We start from the raw sequence: 19,430 nt of genomic DNA on the forward strand, positions 1-19,430 counted from the left end.
ATACGTCGAAATTTTTATAAATTCTATTGTGGTAATAAATACGAGTACGTAGTCGAAGAGCCCGCTTTTCAATATAGCGAACTTTCTCTATTAAAGGAGTGCAGCGAGAATGTTAGACCTCATCATTAAGAACGGTAAAATTGTAGACGGTACAGGAAACCCATGGTTAGCTGGCGATGTTGGCATTCAACAAGGCGCTATCGTCGCCGTCGGACAGCTCTCACAGGAGGCTCACCGCACCATCGATGCGCACGGTCAAGTGATCGCGCCGGGATTTATTGATGGCCATTGTCATTCCGATTTGATGATTCTCGATTACCCGAACAGTGAAATCAAGTTGCAGCAAGGCGTGACGACCGAAGTCGTCGGGAACTGCGGCCTCGCGCCTGCTCCCTTTTTTCCGGAAACCGCAAGTCTGCTACAGACCTACGTCGAACCTATTCTAGGCAAAACCAGCTGGGAATGGCCATGGAACACGGTAGAGCAATACATGCAGACCGTCGCAAAAGCAAGCATCTCTGAAAATATCGCCACGTATGTTGCCCACGGTGCTCTGCGTATCGCAGTGATGGGTTTTGCCAATCGGCCTGCGACGCGCGAAGAGCTGGACCGGATGAAGGGACTGCTTGAAGAGGGTTTACGAGCTGGAGCCATTGGCTTCTCCATCGGGTTGCTCTATGCCCCTGGCAGCTATACGTCTCGGGAAGAAATTGCTGAGTTGTGCAGCGTTCTGCCCCAATACAATGGTCTCTTCTCCACCCACATTCGCGGGGAAGGCAACAATCTGATCCCTTCGATCAAAGAGGTCATTTGGATTGCCGAGAAAACGGGGGTCTCCCTTCATATTAGTCACTTGAAAGCAGCAGGAAAGGCGAACTGGGGGAAAATTCTCGAGGCATTAGAGCTTGTGGAAGAGGCCCGTGGGCGCGGTATGGATGTAACCGTTGATGTTTATCCTTACAATGCGGGGTCGACCATGCTGACAACCGTCCTCCCTCCTTGGGTGCTAGAAGGCGGTATCGAGTGTACGCTTGATGCCTTCCGGGACCCGCAAATGCGGCGCCGTGTACGTGAAGAATTAGGCAGCGAACAGAAGGATTGGGATAACCTCGTCTACTCCACCGGGTGGAGCAGCGTCATTATCTCCTCGGTCCAGACTGCAGCCAATCGTCACCTAGAAGGCAAGCATATCGAAGAAATTAGCGAACTTCGCGGACAACACCCGGTAGATTGCGTCATGGATCTGCTGATCGAAGAAGGCGGCAAAATCTCCATCGTCTACTTTCATATGTCCGATACCGATGTCAAAGAAGTGATACGCTACGAGAAATCGTTAATTGCATCCGACAGCTTGCATTGTGAGACAGGCAAACCGCATCCGCGGCTGTATGGTTCTTTCCCACGGATTTTCGCAAAATATGTACGTGAGGAAAAAACACTTTCGCTTGAGCAAGCGGTTCGCAAAATGACATCCTTCCCAGTACAACGCTTTAAATTAGGAAAACGCGGACTCATTGTGCCTGGTTACATCGCCGATATTGTCGTCTTTGATCCAGATACCATTTCCGATACAGCTACCTATCAAGATCCGCGCCAATACCCAACGGGTATTTCACAGGTTATCGTGAATGGCGAGATTACCTTAGCGAACGGGCAGCATACGCAAGCTCGCCCAGGTGCTTTTATTCCGGCTCAACATCAATGCTGTAATCATTAATATCAATCCATCATACCTAATGGAGGTCTATATTTATGTCTAAAATTGAAGCTCGCTTACAAAAACTAGGAATTACATTACCCGAGGTTGGTGAACCGAAGTTCGCTTACCTGCCCGCCAATCAAACGGGAAACCTTGTCTACACATCCGGTCACGATTGCCGTATCAACGGCGTCTTGATGTATGAAGGCAAGCTTGGAACAGATCTTACGATCGAGCAAGGCCAAGAAGCAGCTCGTCAAGTGATCATCAATTGTCTTGCCGCACTAAAAGCACATGTAGGCGATTTGGACCGCGTCGTGAAAGTCGTTAAAATGCTTGCTTTCGTCAACAGCGCTCCAGGATTTGCAGATCAACCTTATGTCATCAACGGAGCTTCCAACCTCCTCATTGACGTGTTCGGCGAAAGCGGCCGTCATGCGCGCTCTGCGATCGGTACAAGTGATCTTCCATTCCACACGCCTGTGGAAATTGAACTCATTGTCGAAGTTCGCGACTAATTCATACGCTAGCTAGCTATAACGCAAGCTTCTCATCCCCTGATTGGGTGGTGGGGAGCTTTTTAAATTTATAAGGGCCGCTTTTCAGCACCAAGAATATAGTGAGAACCTAGATAGCTCTCTCCCCTCTTTTCCACGCAAAAGACCCCCTGACATTCGTCAGAGGGCCCCTTCATGATGAAAGTTGAACCTTCATTACCTCGTATGTATCGTACTTAGAGCCAACTCGTCTTAATCATAGCTACATCGGCAAGCACGAACACAATTAGACTTACGCTTGTAAATGCGATAGCAAATTTATTTTTCACAGATTGACTTACCAAACGTACAAGAGCCACTACGAGCAAAATCGTAACGACAACCATAATCATATCAAACGGTTCGAACTTCTTTGCAGCTTCTGCCGCTTCTGCCAACAACATGACGGGACCCCCTCAAAAAATTCTCACATTTTACCTATCTTCATCTATGTTAGCGTTCACTTCCAAGATATGCAAGTAAAAATCTATAATTTTAACAAACTTGTCACCGTTTCACTTCAAAAAATGCAATGAATAAGATCACACCAATCATAACGGAATATCTATCTATTTATAACAATTTCTAATAGACATAAATTGTAAAATGGATTTACGCTCTTCTGGAAATATGTTACTCTTAATCTATATTTCATACTAGTCTGATCGGAATTAAACTTAGGGGGATTATACATGGCATATGAACCGGTGTGGACGGCAGATCCGTCCAAGCTGAACAAGTTCGAATTCGTAAAGCTCGAAAAAGATGGCTTAGATGTTATCCGCACAATCATTGAGAAATATGCACTGGAAGGCTACGATTCGATAACACCTGAAGATATGGACCGCTTCAAATGGGCGGGCGTCTATCAACAGAAACCGAAGAATGGATTCTTCATGATGCGGATCCGCATCAATGGTGGTATCCTGACTTCCACACAAGCCCGTGCTATCGCTGAAATTGGTCAATTGTACGGACGTGGATTGATCGATGTCACGACGCGCCAAGCCATTCAATACCACTGGCTGACTGTCGAATCACTGCCGGATATTTTCAAACGATTAGAAGCCGTAGGTCTCTATTCTTATGAAGCATGCGGAGATTGCCCGCGTACGATCGTCGGGAACCCGCTTGCAGGAATTGATCCGGATGAGTTGGTGGATACCGTGGATTTGGTCGAACAAATCAATGATTACTTCCTAATGAACCGTGATTTCTCCAACTTGCCTCGTAAATACAAAATGTCGATCTCAAGCAACATCTATAATAACGCACACGCTGAAATCAATGACTTAGCTTTTGTACCGGCGACCAAAGTGATTGACGGCGAAGAAGTCATCGGATTCCATATCCTTGTTGGCGGCGGATTATCTGCTAAACCCCATTTGGCTCAAAAGCTGGATATCTTCGTTCGTCCGGAAGAAGCCTTGAAGGTTGCCATTGGCGTAACGACGATTTTCCGTGATTATGGTTACCGTGAGAAACGCCATCACGCGCGGCTGAAATTCCTTATGGCTGATTGGGGTCCTGAGAAATTCAAAGAAAAACTCATTGAAGTTGTTGGTGAATTACCTTCACGTGGTGAGGATAAGTTAGTTGGCTGGCAAGCTGCTTACTATGATGGTGTTCATCCACAAAAAGGTGATGGTTTGAACTACATCGGTCTGAATGTTCCTGTAGGACGACTCAATTCCGATGAATTGAATCAGCTGGCGGATGTCGCTGACCAATACGGCGAAGGTAAACTTCGTACGACGATGTCGCAGAATATCTTGATCAGCGGTGTACCCGATGACAAGGTCGAAGAAGCTTTACAAGCACCTGTCTTACAACGGCTGACGCCTTTCCCAGAGCATTTCATGAGCCGTACGGTTTCCTGCACAGGGAATGAGTTCTGTAACCTTGCCGTAGTTGAGACCAAAGAACGCGCACGTGATGTCGCGAAATACTTGGATGAACATGTGGAACTGGATGAGAAAATCCGTATCCATTTCATTGGTTGCCCGAATGCTTGCGGTCAAAAGCATATTGCCGATATTGGTCTCCAAGGTGCACTCGTTAAAACACCGGATGGCATGATCGATGCGTTCGATATCGCGGTTGGCGGTACACTGGATCCACATGCACCGAAGTTTAACCAAGTGCTTAAAGGACGCGTCAAAGGCGATGATGTAGGACCTGTCCTTAGCCAGCTCGTCCATTTCTACAAAGAAAATCGCAATGAAGGTGAGACCTTCCATCAATACGTAAATCGTGTGGGTGTACCTGCATTCCAAGAAAAACTAACTGAAATTTTGGCTTCTTAATCCATTTTCCTCTTTACACTTCACAATAACTAGCGACCTGACTTTGGGGGTAATCCCATCAGGTCGTTCTTTTTTTATGCCGTTAATGATTAAGGTCATGAGAAAAACCTGGCCGATGGCCAGGTCCTTGCTTAAACCCATACGTTTCCAGCATGGGGGAGGGATGGGTATGGGGTTCCAACCGCTGTTGAAATCGTGTTGTTTGAATTTATTTATGCGGTAATAACACGATTTCAAAGGCGGACGCTTTCGCTTTTCCACCCCATACCCATTCCCTCTTCTGTTCTACTTTGTACGGTCTGCTAATTCTTTTTTCCTAACCGATCGCTGATGCGGTATTCATATCCATGTTAGATGTAGGTTTTATTGCCAATTTGAAAGTCGTTTTCTGATGCCGAAAAAGTATACTTTCTTATGCGGTAAAATAAAGAGCACAATCTGAATTCATCAGATTGTGCTCTAGGATCATGCTAATCTATGTTACACCGATGCCGTCTCAAGTTGTTGCTCCGTACGAATCCGGTCGCGCTCTAGAATAGGTTTGAGGTAGTGACCCGTATAAGAGGTATCATTCTTCACCACATGCTCTGGTGTCCCGGTTGCAATAATGGTTCCGCCTCCGCTTCCTCCCTCTGGCCCTAAATCGATTAAATAGTCTGCTGTCTTGATGACATCCAGATTATGTTCGATCACAAGAACGGTCTCCCCCGAATCTACAAGACGATGCAACACCGTCAAGAGTCGATCGATATCATCCACATGCAATCCCGTTGTCGGTTCATCCAGAATGTACATCATCTTCCCTGTGCTCCGGCGGTACAATTCAGCAGCCAGCTTCACGCGCTGTGCTTCCCCACCGGATAAGGTTGTAGCAGGTTGACCCATGTTCACATAGCCTAGACCTACATCCATCAGCGTTTGCAGCTTACGGTGAATTTTCGGAATGTTCTTGAAGAATTCCGTAGCATCTTCCACGGTCATCCCTAGTACATCTGCAATGCTGCTGCCTTTATATTTCACTTCCAACGTTTCACGGTTATAACGTTTGCCCTTGCAGACTTCACAAGGCACATAGACGTCCGGCAAGAAGTGCATCTCAATCTTAATGATTCCGTCGCCTCGGCAAGCCTCACAACGTCCGCCCTTCACGTTAAAGCTGAAGCGGCCTTTCTTATAGCCGCGAATCTTGGCTTCATTCGTGGAGGCGAAGACATCGCGAATGTCGTCGAATACGCCGGTATACGTGGCTAGATTCGAACGCGGTGTCCGTCCGATTGGCGATTGGTCAATATCAATGACGCGCTCGATTTGCTCGATCCCTTTCATTTCACGATATTGTCCTGGACGCACCTTCGCTTTATTCAAATCTCTGGCAAGCGTCTTATAGAGAATCTCATTGACCAACGTCGATTTCCCGGAACCTGACACTCCTGTTACCGCCGTAAATACGCCCAACGGAATCTTCACGTTCACGTTCTTCAGGTTGTTCTCCTTGGCCCCTTTGATCTCGAGCCAACGATCATCCGTTTTACGACGTTCTAGTGGTACCGGAATGAACTTGCGTCCACTCAGATACTGACCCGTTAACGAATTCTCATTCGCCATAATTTCTTCAGGAGTGCCCTCGGCACAGACGACGCCGCCATGAATTCCCGCACCCGGTCCCATATCGATAATGTAATCGGCAGCAAGCATGGTATCTTCATCATGCTCCACCACGATTAACGTGTTCCCTAAATCCCGCATATGCTCCAGCGTCTGAATCAATCGATCATTATCACGTTGATGCAGACCAATACTAGGCTCGTCCAGAATATAGAGAACGCCCATCAAGCTAGAACCGATCTGCGTTGCAAGGCGAATCCGCTGTGCTTCACCGCCGGACAACGTCCCTGCAGCACGGCTAAGCGTCAAATACTGAAGACCTACATTAACAAGGAAGCCTAAGCGAGCATTAATCTCTTTCAAGATTAATTGGGCAATTGTCTGTTCTTTCGCCGTCAGATCCAAACCTGTGAAGAATTGATCCGCTTCACCAATCGATAACGAAGTCACATACGCCATGTTCTTGTCATTGATCGTTACCGCTAAGCTCTCCTTCTTCAACCGGTCCCCTTTACAAGTACCGCAAGGCTTCGCACTCATATAAGCTTCGATATATTCACGAATCCCTTCGGACCCTGTATCCCGATATCGACGCTCTAAATTATTGATAATTCCTTCGAACGGTACGAGCGCTTCCTTCTTGTGCCCGAAATCATTCTCATATTTGAAGCGAATCTTTTCTTTGCCCGTGCCTTGTAGCAATTTCGTCATTTGTTCTTTCTCGAGAGCCGAGACAGGAATATCGGTTGGAATCCCATAATGCTCACACACCGATTTCAGAAATTGCGGATAATAGTTCGACGTACTTCCTGCCCACGCTTCAAATGCGCCATCTTCAATCGTTAGCTCCGGCTTCGGCACCAACAAGTCAGGATCGACAATCATCTTCACACCTAATCCATCACAATCCGGACAAGCGCCGAATGGGCTGTTGAATGAGAACATCCGCGGTGCCAGCTCATCAATACTGAAGCCGCATACGGGACAAGCTAAGTTCGAGCTGAACATCAGCTCTTCTTTATCTATAATATCGACAAGCAATTGACCACCAGACAACTTCAAGGCGGTCTCGATCGAATCCGCGAGACGGGTCTGTACATCATCCTTCACGACAATCCGATCGACCACGACTTCGATATTGTGTTTCTTATTCTTCTCCAGCTCGATGGTTTCGCTTAAATCACGAATTTCCCCATTGACCCGGACCCGTACAAAACCTTGCTTCTGAATATCTGCAAGCAGCTTCGTATGTTCTCCCTTACGACCTGACACGATTGGTGCTAGAATCTGAAGCTTAGTCCGCTCCGGATATTGGATAATCCGGTCTACCATTTGTTCTACAGTCTGAGACGTAATCTCAATCCCATGCTCTGGGCAATGCGGTCGACCAATGCGGGCGAACAACAACCGTAAATAATCGTAAATCTCCGTTACCGTACCCACCGTTGACCGAGGGTTGCGGCTCGTTGTCTTCTGATCAATCGAGATCGCCGGAGACAAGCCATCGATCGAATCGACATCCGGCTTCTCCATTTGTCCTAGAAATTGACGAGCGTAAGCAGATAAGGATTCCACGTATCTACGTTGACCTTCGGCATAAATCGTATCGAATGCCAGGGATGATTTACCTGAACCACTCAAGCCGGTAAGAACTACAAAACGATCACGCGGGATTGTTACATCAATATTTTTTAAATTATGCGCTCGTGCGCCTTTGATGACGATGTTTTCGCTTGCCACAACTATACCCCCTGCCCCCAAATGTGGGGATTTACAAATACGCACCTGTTCATATGAATAGCATTGCCCAACTCACCTAGTCATAGACTTATAGATTCGCTTGGCTTAATCTTGTGATTTCAATTCCAGCAAAGCATCACGCAACTCGGCTGCACGCTCGAACTGTAGGTTCTTCGCAGCTTCCTTCATCTCGGCCTCGAGACGTTCGATCATCGAATGGCGATCCTTCTTCGACATCTTCTCGCCTGCACCCGTCAAATAATCGCTCTTCTGCTCAGCAACCTTCGTCGCCTCAATAACCTCACGCACTTTTTTCTTAATGGTCTGCGGTGTGATACCATGTTTCTCGTTGTAAGCAATTTGGATCTCACGACGACGATTCGTCTCCGTGATCGCTTTGTTCATCGAATCGGTCATCTTATCCGCGTACATGATTACATACCCTTCAGCATTACGCGCCGCGCGCCCAATCGTCTGGATCAAGGAACGTTCCGCACGGAGGAAGCCCTCTTTATCTGCATCCAGAATGGCAACCAAGGATACCTCCGGCAAGTCAAGACCTTCCCGCAGCAGGTTAATCCCTACAAGCACGTGGAAGGTTCCTAACCGTAGATCCCGCAGAATCGACATCCGTTCCAAGGTCTTGATATCGGAGTGCAAGTAACGTACTTTAATGCCAATTTCCTTGAAGTAATCCGTTAAGTCCTCGGACATCTTCTTCGTCAATGTCGTAACAAGCACACGTTCGTCTTTCGCAATCCGATCTCGGATCTCTCCAATCAGATCATCAATTTGCCCTTTCGTCGGACGAATCTCTATTATCGGATCTAGAAGCCCCGTTGGACGAATAATCTGTTCCACCATCTCTGGACAACGCTCCAACTCATAAGGTCCAGGTGTAGCAGACACGCAAATCAGCTGATTTATCTTCGATTGGAACTCTTCGAATTGCAGCGGACGGTTATCCAGCGCCGATGGCAGCCGGAATCCATGCTCCACGAGGACGGTCTTCCGCGCACGGTCCCCGTTATACATCCCGCGGATTTGAGGCAAAGAAACGTGAGACTCATCCGCTACGATGAGGAAATCATCCGGGAAGTAGTCTAGTAACGTGTATGGTGTTGCGCCAGGTTCACGGAACGTCAATGGACCGGAATAGTTCTCGATCCCGGAACAAAAGCCCACTTCCTGCATCATTTCGATATCATAGCGCGTCCGCTGTTCCAAGCGCTGCGCTTCCAGCAGCTTGCCATTCGACTTCAATACGGCTAACCGCTCCTCTAATTCCCGTTCAATATTCACGAGCGCGACCTTCATCGTCTCTTCTTGGGTAACGAAGTGAGACGCCGGGAAGATGGAGATATGATCGCGTTCGCCGATCAATTCACCCGTTAATACATCAATCTCTGTAATCCGTTCAATTTCATCCCCGAACAGCTCAATCCGTACCGCATGCTCTCCCTTGGACGCCGGGAAAATCTCAACGACATCCCCGCGTACACGGAATGTACCCCGCACGAAGTTCAGATCATTCCGTTGGTACTGAATATCCACGAGCTTGGATAAGATCTGATTCCGCGGCTTCTCCATGCCGACGCGAAGCGATAACACGAGACTCTTATACTCGAGTGGCGATCCCAAACCATAAATACAGGATACGCTCGCTACGATAATGACATCTCGACGTTCGAACAACGACGCTGTCGCGGAGTGACGAAGCTTGTCAATTTCTTCATTGATACTCGAGTCCTTCTCGATGAACGTATCGGAGGACGGGATATAGGCTTCCGGTTGGTAATAATCATAGTAACTGACGAAATATTCGACTGCATTATTCGGAAAGAACTCTTTGAACTCGCTGCACAGCTGAGCTGCCAGCGTCTTGTTGTGTGCAATGACTAACGTCGGCCGATTCACTTGAGCAATCATCTGCGCAATCGTAAAAGTCTTCCCCGTTCCTGTTGCACCGAGCAGCGTCTGAATCTTTTTCCCTTGCTGAACTCCTTCAACTAACTGTAGAATCGCTTGCGGTTGATCGCCTTGCGGTGAAAACTCGGATTCGATTTGGAATTGCTTTGAACTTACCACAATATCGCTCATTGGACTTCATCACCCACACCGTGTAAAATATTTACCTGCATGCATCCATAACAGGCCCTAAACTATATGTTGAATCTTCCCGATAAATGCATTAGGAAGATGTTACCTCTTAGATGTGTATTCCAGTATATATAGGAATATTTGTTCCCGTTTATTATACCTTTTTCTCGAACTGGTTGCAAATTGAAAATCCACTACAGGAGTTGTTACGGTTCATGGATATGACCACGATCTTCGGCCTATTGGCTGGACTCGCCGCCCTCATCGGCGGATTTTTATTAGAAGGCGGTCAATTTGGCGGTCTTCTCAAACTAACGGCAGCACTTATTGTATTCGGCGGTACTTTTGCCGCGGTGATCATCAGCTTCCCCTTATCACGATTGCGCACCATCCCTCAAGCGCTGAAATTTGCGTTTACGAAGCCGGAATACCACCAGAATGAACTCATGGATGAATTGACAGAGTTCGCGTCCATTACGCGCCGTCATGGCTTGCTGGCTATTGAGAAACGAGTATCCGCGCATCCGAACGAATTTTTGCGGGAAGGACTTCTCATGACTATCGACGGCACGGACCCTCAGCTGATCCGTCAAATTCTGGAGCTGGAGATGGACGTCGCGGAGCAGAAACACGAAAATCATGCCAAAATGTTCGAGTCCGCTGGCGGGTACGCTCCCACGATGGGGATTATCGGTACGGTCATGGGACTCATTCATGTGCTCGGCAATTTAACCGATCCCAGCACCTTAGGCGCATCCATTGCGATTGCTTTTACCGCTACACTCTATGGTGTTGTTAGCGCGAATCTCATTTACTTGCCGATCGCCTCCAAAATTCAAACGCGCAGCCAGGATGAACTTCAGCATATGGAATTTATCATGCAAGGTATATTGGCCATTCAAGCTGGAGAACATCCGCATGTCGTTCGTAGGAAGTTAAATTCCATGCTTCTCGTGGAGGACCCGTCTATCACCCTATTACAACTCAAGAAGAAGGCGATCGAGCATGAGACGCAAGAGTAGACGCCGCATCAAGCCCGTCTCCAAGGGCCATGAAAGATGGCTGATTACATACGCCGACCTTATTACACTATTAATGATCTTCTTTGTCATTATGTTCTCGGTAAGTCAGATTGATGCAGATAAATATGATTCCTTATCCCAAGATCTTCGTACGACCTTTCGGCATGCAGACGGTGTTCTTGAAGATGGGAAAGGAGTTACGGAGGGCCAGAACGCGTCTGTCTTGCCCCATCTGCCCGTAAACCCCACGGCAACGAACCCGACGCAGCAGCCGATGACCGAACGGGAACTGCAGTTTAGACAGCAAGAGCAGGAATTACAGCAATTTAAATCCGTCATTGAGACCTATGTCCAAGACCACCAGCTCAGTTCTGAAGTATCCATTACTGATACCGAGAAAGGGATCTCTATTCATTTAAGCGATCAATTCCTATTTGATCTCGGCAAAGCCGAGCTGAAAGAGAAATCCCAGCCTATGCTCAATAAATTAGGCAGCTTGTTCAGTCAGCTGGATACGACGATCAGTATTGAAGGTCATACGGATGATTTAGTCATCCAGCCCGGCGGAACCTATAAAGATAACTGGGAGCTCTCCGCAGCCCGAGCCTTGTCCGTCCTTCGCTATTTCATTGACCAAGCGCATTTAGATGCGAACAAATTCCAAATTGCAGGTTACGGGGATACGCATCCCGTCGCACCGAACGATTCCGCTCTGAATCGGCAGAAGAATCGACGTGTGGAAATGATTGTATTACGTAAATTACAGCAATGAGAAAACCTCTATCGAGGCATTTCGAAGAATGAGCGACCGCGATTACATGTAGGTTTTATCGCCAATCAGAAAGTCGCTTTCGCATGCCAAAAACTTAAACTTTCTGATGTGGTAATAAAGACAACATAGAGCAATCCTAAACACATCATCTGTGAGCAGGATTGCTCTTTTGCTACCAAGTCCTGCCTTTCCCCCGTCGTAAGTCTAGGAAGATTCCCGTCGGGAGTACGTTTTGGGCCAGTACTGTCTAATATACAATAGTATTATTAAGAGACAGGTTGGTGACGGAAGTGAGCAGGAAAATCTATATTCTTCTTACCGATACAGGGACTTTATTCTCCCGGGCCATCGGACTTTATACAAAAGCGAATCTTAATCACGCGTCTATCGTATTAGATGAAGAGATGAAGGAGATTTACAGCTTCGGGCGTAAAAATTCATTCAATCCATTTAACGGCGGTTTTGTTAAAGAGAAGGTATTCGGGCATCTCGTGCGGGAAGCAACAAGACCGACCGCTTGTGCCATCTACAGCTGCACCGTGAGTGACGATAATTATGAGCTATTGCGCGCTCGTATTCAGCATATGGAACAGAATCAACACCAATACAAATATAATCTTCTCGGCTTATTCGGCATTGTATTAAACATTTCCATCGAACGTAAAAATGCTTTCTTCTGTACGCAATTCGTCGCGTATATGCTGCAGAAGCACGGCGTGAAACTCATGATGGATAAATCGCTCGCCCAAATTACACCCATGGATTTGCAAAATTGTGAGAACCTCGAATTAATCTACTCAGGCGATCTGAGAGAGCGGGCTCGTCACCAATACGCATATCCATTGACCTCGTAAAATTTGAAAGGGGAACTTATGGCACAATGGATGGAACACACGTATCACTACGTATCTCAACTGGACATGCAGCAAATCGAAGCCTTACTTGAAAAATATTCGGCACTCGGTCCCTTACCTGGGATCCTTTTGCCTTTCTTAGAGGCTTTCCTGCCCTTCTTACCATTGTTCATCATTGCGGCAGGCAATGCTTCGGCATACGGACTCGGACTTGGATTTCTCTATTCGTGGATTGGCTCGGTATTAGGCGCGCTCATCTTATTCCTCTTAGCGAGACGATTCGGCGGACGTCTAAATGATTACTTATCGCGCAAGTATCCGAAGGCAGAGCATTTCTTTCATTGGGTCGAGCAGCGGGGCTTTACGCCACTTTTCATTCTATACTGCTTCCCATTTACGCCTTCTTTCTTTATCAATATCGCTTCTGGCATGAGTCGTGTGCCATTGGGCATTTTTTTATCTGCCATCATGCTGGGCAAAGGCGTCATGATCTTCCTCATGTCCTTTGTCGGTCATGATTGGCAAGGATTCGCATCCCAGCCTTGGCGTATCATCGCGCTTGTGGTTGGTTTAATTATTCTGTGGCTCGGAGGCAAGCGGGTCGAGAAGAGATTCCAAATTAACTGATGCTCCTTCTCTCTAACGAAACATTCTTTGTCCTATGTTCACAGACCAGAAGCGATCCTTCCATTGACGTGGGGGGATCGTTTTTTTAACTTGCTTCATGCCAGACACAAAAAAGAAGAGCTCAGCAGCCACTAAGCTCTTCCTCACTCCATCACACGCTTCAATCGCTCCACTGCTAGCTTCTGAATACGGGACACATTCATCTTCTCAATTATCTTAATCGCTGCCATACATCCGCAGCGACATCCACCCACTTCATCCATTTGGGTGACGTATCTTGCGATGTATTTGAGGCATCCGATGCAGCAGATGCCGCATGGGCATCTGCAGTACGCCGCGTTCGACGCGTGGTCTTGCGCCGTTGGAACAGCGTCGCTGACACCTGCTGCATCCCGTCTGCCGCTTCGCGCAACGCTTCACCCGTGATTTGAATCGTATCCATCATCGGTTCAATCTGTTTCATTTTCGCTTCCAAATCGGTTAATGTCTCCGTCACCTTGTCCAATGATTTCTTCGCAGATAATAAGGTTTTAACTAGAAACACGACTAAAACTACAACTGCCACAGCCATGACAGCCACGCTAATTTCAATAATCATGAGGCAAACCTCTTTTCCCATTATTATGTATATATCTTTAAACCCATTATTGAAGGAATTAAATCATTTGTCTCCTGTATAGATCACATGACCTCTGCATTTGTTTCATTTTCACTTCCCACGGGTAATCATTCCTATTGATGATGATATAAAAAGGTTGGATTTTCGGCTAAAGAAAAGCAGCCCCGGAAGATCAAACATGATCTTCCGGGGCTGCTTTGTTACATGTACCAATTAGTCACGAGTGACATAGAACTCTGCATATTCTGGATCCCATGTCATGCCTGCGCCTAATGCTTCAATCATGAAGCGAAGCGGCACGTTGGCAGTGTTATAGTCGTCAACGATCACGGGTTGTGCCATGGTTTTGGCTACGCCATTGACAGTCGCCGTCTTGGAACCAATTTTTAATTGAACGGTAATATCATTAAGTTCATCATACACCGTAATTTGCTTCGTAGCTGGATCCCATTTCACATCTGCTTCGAATTGATCTGCTACATAATTGATCGGAACCATACCTGTACCGTTTAATGTCCACCAACCTGGTAAGTAATCTTCATAACCATATGACTCTTCAGGATAAATCGTTACATTGATTGCTCCCACACCCAGGTCGTTTCTTAGAATGCTGTACGCCGATGATTTCTTATCAAATTTAGACAAGAATCCTTTACCTGATAACCCATACATATCTACTTGATCTACACCTGCAGCCGTATCGATCACATCTGCCTTCACAGGCTTGTTGATGTTCCACATTTGAGTGGACGAACGAACGATAATTTTTGAAATCGGAAGATCTGCCGCTTTTGGAAGCGCGATACCCAATTCTAGGTTTTGTTTGCGAATTTGATTGTCGCTATCCACGAAGATATCCCAGGATAAGCTTGTATCCTTGCTGAAGATTTGCTTGTATTCATCTTCCGCTAACAAGGCAGCGGATTGTTCATCGTATTGCTTCAAGACTTCATCTAGTCCTTGTTTGATCGCTTTATACATTACGAGGGAACCGACTTCTTGATCTTTTGCAACAGAACCGAAGATGTCTCCTTCAAGCCCTTCTTCAGACAACGCGCTCATTTCTTGCTCTACGATCGGGTAGAACGCTTCATATAGAACTTTAACAATTTCACGTAATCCTTCATCGTCTTTCGAAATGTTCGTCAATAAAGTCTTCACAAGTCCTACGACTTCATCGCCTTTAATTTCTAAATGAAGCTTTTGAAGATTCAAGCTTTGTCCATACACATTCTCCGTAACAGAGGATACAGAGGCCGTGTTCGGTACAGGCGCTTGCTTCACGAAGTATGCTCCAAGCTTCTGAATTGCTGCTTTCATGCCGTCTTGCGATTTTTGAAGTTCAGCCGTAACTGCGCTGTCCAATCCTTCTCCTTCAAGTGAGATCGCGATAGGCTTCTTAATCCCTTCGATCCAGAGCGATAGGTTGGTGTTATCCATCCCTAGTTGGAAAGGTATGGATTTGTCGCTGTATGTAATTTTACCTTGTACCGAAGCATGATTAAGATCTTGCGTAACAGCATGATCAATATCTAACTTCAAGGAATTAATCAGCTTAATCATTTTTTTATCTTCATCCGTTAATCCCGCATTTACACTCGGCACCAACTCAACGGATAATGTCTGGCTGGATTCACCCGACGTAACCTTAAGGCTATTTTCCACGACTTTCGCAACATTTAGGCCCCCAATCGATTGACAACCTGCCAATACGAGCAACATTGCTACAAGTGTGATAGCTAGCCATTGTTTCCCCTTAATAAACTTCACGTGTGCATCCCCTTCCCCAATTTAACAATTATACTAATCTTTTCATTATTACAAACCTTCCCATTCTTGTACAGTGAAAAATATACTATATTTGTTCCAGAAAATCCTCTCATTAACTGGAATAATCATGAAGATTCCTCGAATCTTTCAGATTAAAACGCTTACTTCCGATGTTACGTTTGAATTCGAGGATAATCGGCTTTATTCCAGATTTTACAACGGATTCGTTAAAGCGTATGATACAGCCATTGATTTATTCGCTGAGTTCTCATGATGATGAGAAACGGGGGAACCATGATGGAAGCCTTGGCTTCTTGGGGTGAATCGGAAGGTTGAATCCCTTCTGTAGGGTACGCTCTCAAACCCGAATCCGACAGCTAACCTCGTAAGCGATTGTTGAGAGAGGTCTCGCTTCTTTACCGCGTGCCGATTGAGTATCGTATCCTATCGCTACGGTATGCAAGAAGCCCACGAATAGAGGTTTCCTCTACTTCGCGGGCTTCTTTTGTGTCGTTCGTCTATTAAAATCGTAAGGAGTTGTATCCCATGAGCCTGAACCCTATCCGTACCGTCTCCAGTCTGGATCAAGACACTTCCCATTTAACACGTATGGAATTATTCCAAATGGAAGCGTCGAGCCATGTTACATGCATGATCTTAAAACTTTCAAGCGTCGATCACATCGGCTGGGCGGAATGTCGGTTGGACACGACCGCACCTGTGGATTTAGTGAAATGGGCTGCAACCTTTCAGCAATTTGTCGGTCTGAACGTCGAGCAAGCGATCCAACATCTCCATGGTAACCATGCATCCTGGAACCCCTACAAAGCTCGACTTGCCGAAGCGGCGCTTCTTGATCTCGGCCGATTCTACGATCGCCATTCATTTATCGAACAAGAAACTCTATGTCTCTATTCGGAGTCACAATTACTAGACTTATCCCAAGCCTATTACATTTTCATTCTCGATTGAACGCCTGCTAGCTTCATTCTTACGATCTGGAAGATCGATGTCGGTCCCATCCCTACATAGAAAGATGCATCTTGGTCCGGCGCAAGCACAACACCTAACTGATGATGCTCGCCTGCGAATATCGCTCGCTGCAGAAATTTACTCTCACCTGATAAGTTCAACACTTCCAACTTACAAAATGCCGGATTCATCCGCAAGGCTTGATGCAATTCTTCTTTCGTATGTACTTTCGTACCATTCACTTTATAAATGATTTCACCCGGCTCAATCCCAAGCTCCGCTGCTGGTGTATTCGGGATCACAGCCATCACATACAATCCGCGCTCATCGTGAACATAAAGCGGACTTCGCTCGGTTTCTTCCTTCGTGCTGTACCAATGAATCCATTCATGCATACCGATCCCCACGAGCGCCGTGAGAAGCGTTAATGGACTCCATACGCCTGATATCATGGCAAATGCCAAGAGAATCACGCTGTAAGCGAACAACCATTTCGAGCTCCAACGTACTTTATCCTTCGGAAGACGAGATTGCGTCATCTCACTAAACCCGATGACAACGGGAAAGGCCATGAGCATCCATCCGTTCGCCCATGCATCACCGCCGAAGAAGGGTGTCCAAGGCAAGATCGTACCCGTTGTTTGCGTTGGAATCATTAAAAATAGTGGAATCGGCCAATAGCTCTGCATTTGATAGCCGCCTACTAATTTACCTCGTTTGCTTGCAAGAAATAAGGGGCTTGCAAATTTAGCTCCCTGCCATCGAATCAAGAGGGCTTCTGCCATATGTAAAATCGCTACCAACGCCAACAGCGCCGGGATGTTTAACTCTCGAAGTGTCACTAACACGGATCCTGCAAAGCCATCCATCGACCAGCTCGGGAACCAACTCACGACAAACTGCAGGATTCCGAGCGCCCCTACGCTATAAGCTAGACATAAATATCTCACCCGGAATAACATCAATACGAGCGATACACACCAGATCAGAACGATAGCCCCCAAGGTCAACGTCATTCCCGTAAAAACCGTAACGATCGAAACTCCAATCCCAGCTAATAACCCGCCAAGTACGGTACGAATAATCTGATCCCCTAGGGCGTGCATTTTGACAGAGAACAGCTTGCGCTCCAACATCACTTGACGGCGATACTGCAGAATGATCAGAATCAATGAAATATATAAAAAGGGCTGCATTAACATATGTAATATCGCATCCACGACTCGCCACAACATTTCCATAGCAAACTCCATTTCGTATCCTCCTTCAACAAAAAAAGAAAAAAAGAAGGTTGGTTACCAACCCTCTTTCTTCTATTCGACGTGAACTAGCGGATTTCCTGCCGCAGCACCTCAATCGCCTTATTCAATTGCGTATCGAACGCGGGATTCAATAAACGTTTCTTGATCGCACCTTCCAGCTTTGCCGCGGTTGCCGTATCGACGCGTCCGGTTTCCGCCAAGTTCTCATGGTGTTGGAAAGCTTTGACGGCATTCTCGGTTTCCCGATCGAAATAACCATCCTTACGGCCTGTCTTATATTCAAGTCCATTCAACATAATCTGTGCGTTCTTCACATCATCACTATTCATGTCATACTTCAACTCTTCTTTTTGCGATAGGCGAGATGCGAAGTAGTAATCGGGCTCCTTGGCTTCAATATCCGGTTTGATACCAAGCTTGTGAATCCAAGTCCCGTTCGGCGTTAGCCATTTGGCGATCGTCATCTTCAGCATACTTCCATCACCCAATTGCTCGGGATAGGTCATCTGCATCGTTCCCTTACCGAATGTCGTAACACCAACGAGATTGGCTAAGTGATGATCCTTCAGAGCACCTGCCAGAATTTCCGATGCGCTGGCGCTGCCTTCATTCATAAGTACGACGATCGGATATTTCTTGATGTTTTTTCCTTTGGATAGTTTGGGGATCTTCTTTTCCCCGCGGCGTTCTTGTTGGTAGATGGCTTTGCCCGCAGGAACGAAATTATCTGCGATCGCTTCTGCCACAGGAACAAATCCGCCAGGATTGTTGCGAACATCGATGATTAAACCCTTCATGCCGCCTTGCTCCAGCTTCTTTAACTCTTCATTGAATCGTGTACCGGTATTCATCGAGAATTGGCGAACTTCAATTTTTCCGATCCGGTTGTCCAACATTTGGCCATACACGGTCTCCACGTTGATATCCGCGCGTACCACCTCGAAGTCTAACAGCTCACTTGCGCCAGCACGCTTCACTTTAATTTTGGCTTTGGTCCCTTTGGGTCCGCGGATTTTATCAACCGCCTCGTTCAGCTTCAAGCCTTCCAGCTTCTCTCCATTAATGGAGACGAACACATCCTTCGGATGAATACCTGCTCGATCTGCCGGCGTGTCCTTAATCGGCGCCAGAACCATTACCTGATTATCTTCTAAGGTGACTTCTGCACCGATTCCGGAATAGGTTCCTTCTAAGCTGGACATTAATTGGTTAGCGGAATCGGAGTTCATATAGACGGAGTAAGGATCCTTGAGGGCATCCATCATTCCGTTCACGGCGCCGTCAATCACTTTCTCTCGATCCACTTCACTGTAGAATTGATCCTCAATAATTTGCAACGTCGCATTGAGCTTCTTAAATTCACCGTTCGTGAACCCTTTTGAGCTCGATTTCGTCGAGCTAACATCCTGTCGTCCATTGACTGCAATCGGTGCGTTAACAACCGTAAGTGTAATGAGACATGTCGCGAACATCGTCAACAACATAAACGCCAGAACGGACCGACCTGTAAATTTCACAAGAATCACCACCTTATAACCAGCTCAAT

The 19,430-nt window shown here is 46.6% G+C and carries 15 protein-coding genes and 1 riboswitch; of the genes, 8 read left to right on the top strand and 7 right to left on the bottom strand.

The window, feature by feature from the left end:
• The first annotated feature begins 109 nt into the window (after positions 1-109).
• Entirely contained in the window at positions 110-1,717 is a 1,608-nt protein-coding gene (locus BVG16_RS17930) for an N-acyl-D-amino-acid deacylase family protein (RefSeq protein ID WP_078500238.1), read from the top strand.
• A 35-nt stretch (positions 1,718-1,752) separates the two neighbouring features.
• Positions 1,753-2,217: a RidA family protein gene (locus BVG16_RS17935; RefSeq protein ID WP_078500240.1), complete on the top strand. Its 465-nt coding sequence runs from the start codon at positions 1,753-1,755 to the stop codon at positions 2,215-2,217.
• Between the two features lie 215 nt (positions 2,218-2,432).
• Here the strand turns inward: BVG16_RS17935 and BVG16_RS17940 are convergent, their stop codons facing one another.
• Entirely contained in the window at positions 2,433-2,639 is a 207-nt protein-coding gene (locus tag BVG16_RS17940) for a hypothetical protein (protein WP_078500242.1), read from the bottom strand.
• 288 nt (positions 2,640-2,927) lie between these two features.
• Between BVG16_RS17940 and BVG16_RS17945 the strand changes: the two genes are divergently transcribed.
• A complete protein-coding gene (locus BVG16_RS17945) occupies positions 2,928-4,541 on the top strand; it encodes a nitrite/sulfite reductase (RefSeq protein ID WP_078500244.1) in 1,614 nt (537 codons plus the stop codon).
• Positions 4,542-5,021: 480 nt separating this feature from the next.
• Here the strand turns inward: BVG16_RS17945 and uvrA are convergent, their stop codons facing one another.
• Both uvrA and uvrB read right to left on the bottom strand, forming a co-directional pair.
• The gene (gene uvrA / locus BVG16_RS17955) at positions 5,022-7,886 is read right to left on the bottom strand and encodes an excinuclease ABC subunit UvrA (protein ID WP_078500248.1); all 2,865 of its coding nucleotides are present in this window, start codon (positions 7,884-7,886) and stop codon (positions 5,022-5,024) included.
• A gap of 105 nt (positions 7,887-7,991) precedes the next feature.
• On the bottom strand, positions 7,992-9,986 hold the full coding sequence (gene uvrB, locus BVG16_RS17960) for an excinuclease ABC subunit UvrB (protein WP_078500250.1): 1,995 nt from the start codon (positions 9,984-9,986) through the stop codon (positions 7,992-7,994).
• Positions 9,987-10,201: 215 nt separating this feature from the next.
• On the opposite strand from uvrB, the gene BVG16_RS17965 reads away from it, so the two are divergent.
• From BVG16_RS17965 to BVG16_RS17980, 4 genes are all read left to right on the top strand, one after another.
• Positions 10,202-11,008: a flagellar motor protein gene (locus tag BVG16_RS17965; protein ID WP_078500252.1), complete on the top strand. Its 807-nt coding sequence runs from the start codon at positions 10,202-10,204 to the stop codon at positions 11,006-11,008.
• Complete coding sequence (locus BVG16_RS17970) at positions 10,992-11,780, top strand: OmpA/MotB family protein (protein ID WP_078500254.1); 789 nt, start codon at positions 10,992-10,994, stop codon at positions 11,778-11,780. The genes BVG16_RS17965 and BVG16_RS17970 overlap by 17 nt, the downstream gene beginning before the upstream one ends.
• A gap of 281 nt (positions 11,781-12,061) precedes the next feature.
• The gene (locus BVG16_RS17975; protein ID WP_233147081.1) at positions 12,062-12,634 is read left to right on the top strand and encodes a hypothetical protein; all 573 of its coding nucleotides are present in this window, start codon (positions 12,062-12,064) and stop codon (positions 12,632-12,634) included.
• 18 nt (positions 12,635-12,652) lie between these two features.
• A complete protein-coding gene (locus BVG16_RS17980) occupies positions 12,653-13,261 on the top strand; it encodes a TVP38/TMEM64 family protein (protein ID WP_078500256.1) in 609 nt (202 codons plus the stop codon).
• A gap of 211 nt (positions 13,262-13,472) precedes the next feature.
• Here the strand turns inward: BVG16_RS17980 and BVG16_RS17985 are convergent, their stop codons facing one another.
• Together BVG16_RS17985 and BVG16_RS17990 are read right to left on the bottom strand one after the other, a co-directional pair.
• A complete protein-coding gene (locus BVG16_RS17985) occupies positions 13,473-13,859 on the bottom strand; it encodes a DUF948 domain-containing protein (RefSeq protein ID WP_078500258.1) in 387 nt (128 codons plus the stop codon).
• Positions 13,860-14,093: 234 nt separating this feature from the next.
• Positions 14,094-15,650 carry a copper amine oxidase N-terminal domain-containing protein gene (locus BVG16_RS17990; RefSeq protein ID WP_078500260.1) on the bottom strand — a complete coding sequence of 519 codons (1,557 nt, stop codon included), beginning with the start codon at positions 15,648-15,650 and terminating at the stop codon, positions 14,094-14,096.
• Between the two features lie 248 nt (positions 15,651-15,898).
• Positions 15,899-16,058: riboswitch (cyclic di-AMP (ydaO/yuaA leader) on the top strand.
• Between the two features lie 138 nt (positions 16,059-16,196).
• Here BVG16_RS17990 and BVG16_RS17995 point away from each other — a divergent pair.
• Positions 16,197-16,622: a hypothetical protein gene (locus tag BVG16_RS17995; RefSeq protein WP_078500261.1), complete on the top strand. Its 426-nt coding sequence runs from the start codon at positions 16,197-16,199 to the stop codon at positions 16,620-16,622.
• Here the strand turns inward: BVG16_RS17995 and BVG16_RS18000 are convergent.
• A complete protein-coding gene (locus BVG16_RS18000) occupies positions 16,601-17,875 on the bottom strand; it encodes a PDZ domain-containing protein (RefSeq protein ID WP_078500262.1) in 1,275 nt (424 codons plus the stop codon). The genes BVG16_RS17995 and BVG16_RS18000 overlap by 22 nt on opposite strands.
• A 74-nt stretch (positions 17,876-17,949) precedes the next feature.
• The gene (locus BVG16_RS18005; RefSeq protein ID WP_078500263.1) at positions 17,950-19,401 is read right to left on the bottom strand and encodes a S41 family peptidase; all 1,452 of its coding nucleotides are present in this window, start codon (positions 19,399-19,401) and stop codon (positions 17,950-17,952) included.
• Positions 19,402-19,430: the final 29 nt, after the last annotated feature.

Origin of the sequence: Paenibacillus selenitireducens, from assembly GCF_002021565.1 — a bacterium.
Taxonomy (GTDB): domain Bacteria; phylum Bacillota; class Bacilli; order Paenibacillales; family Paenibacillaceae; genus Paenibacillus_K; species Paenibacillus_K selenitireducens.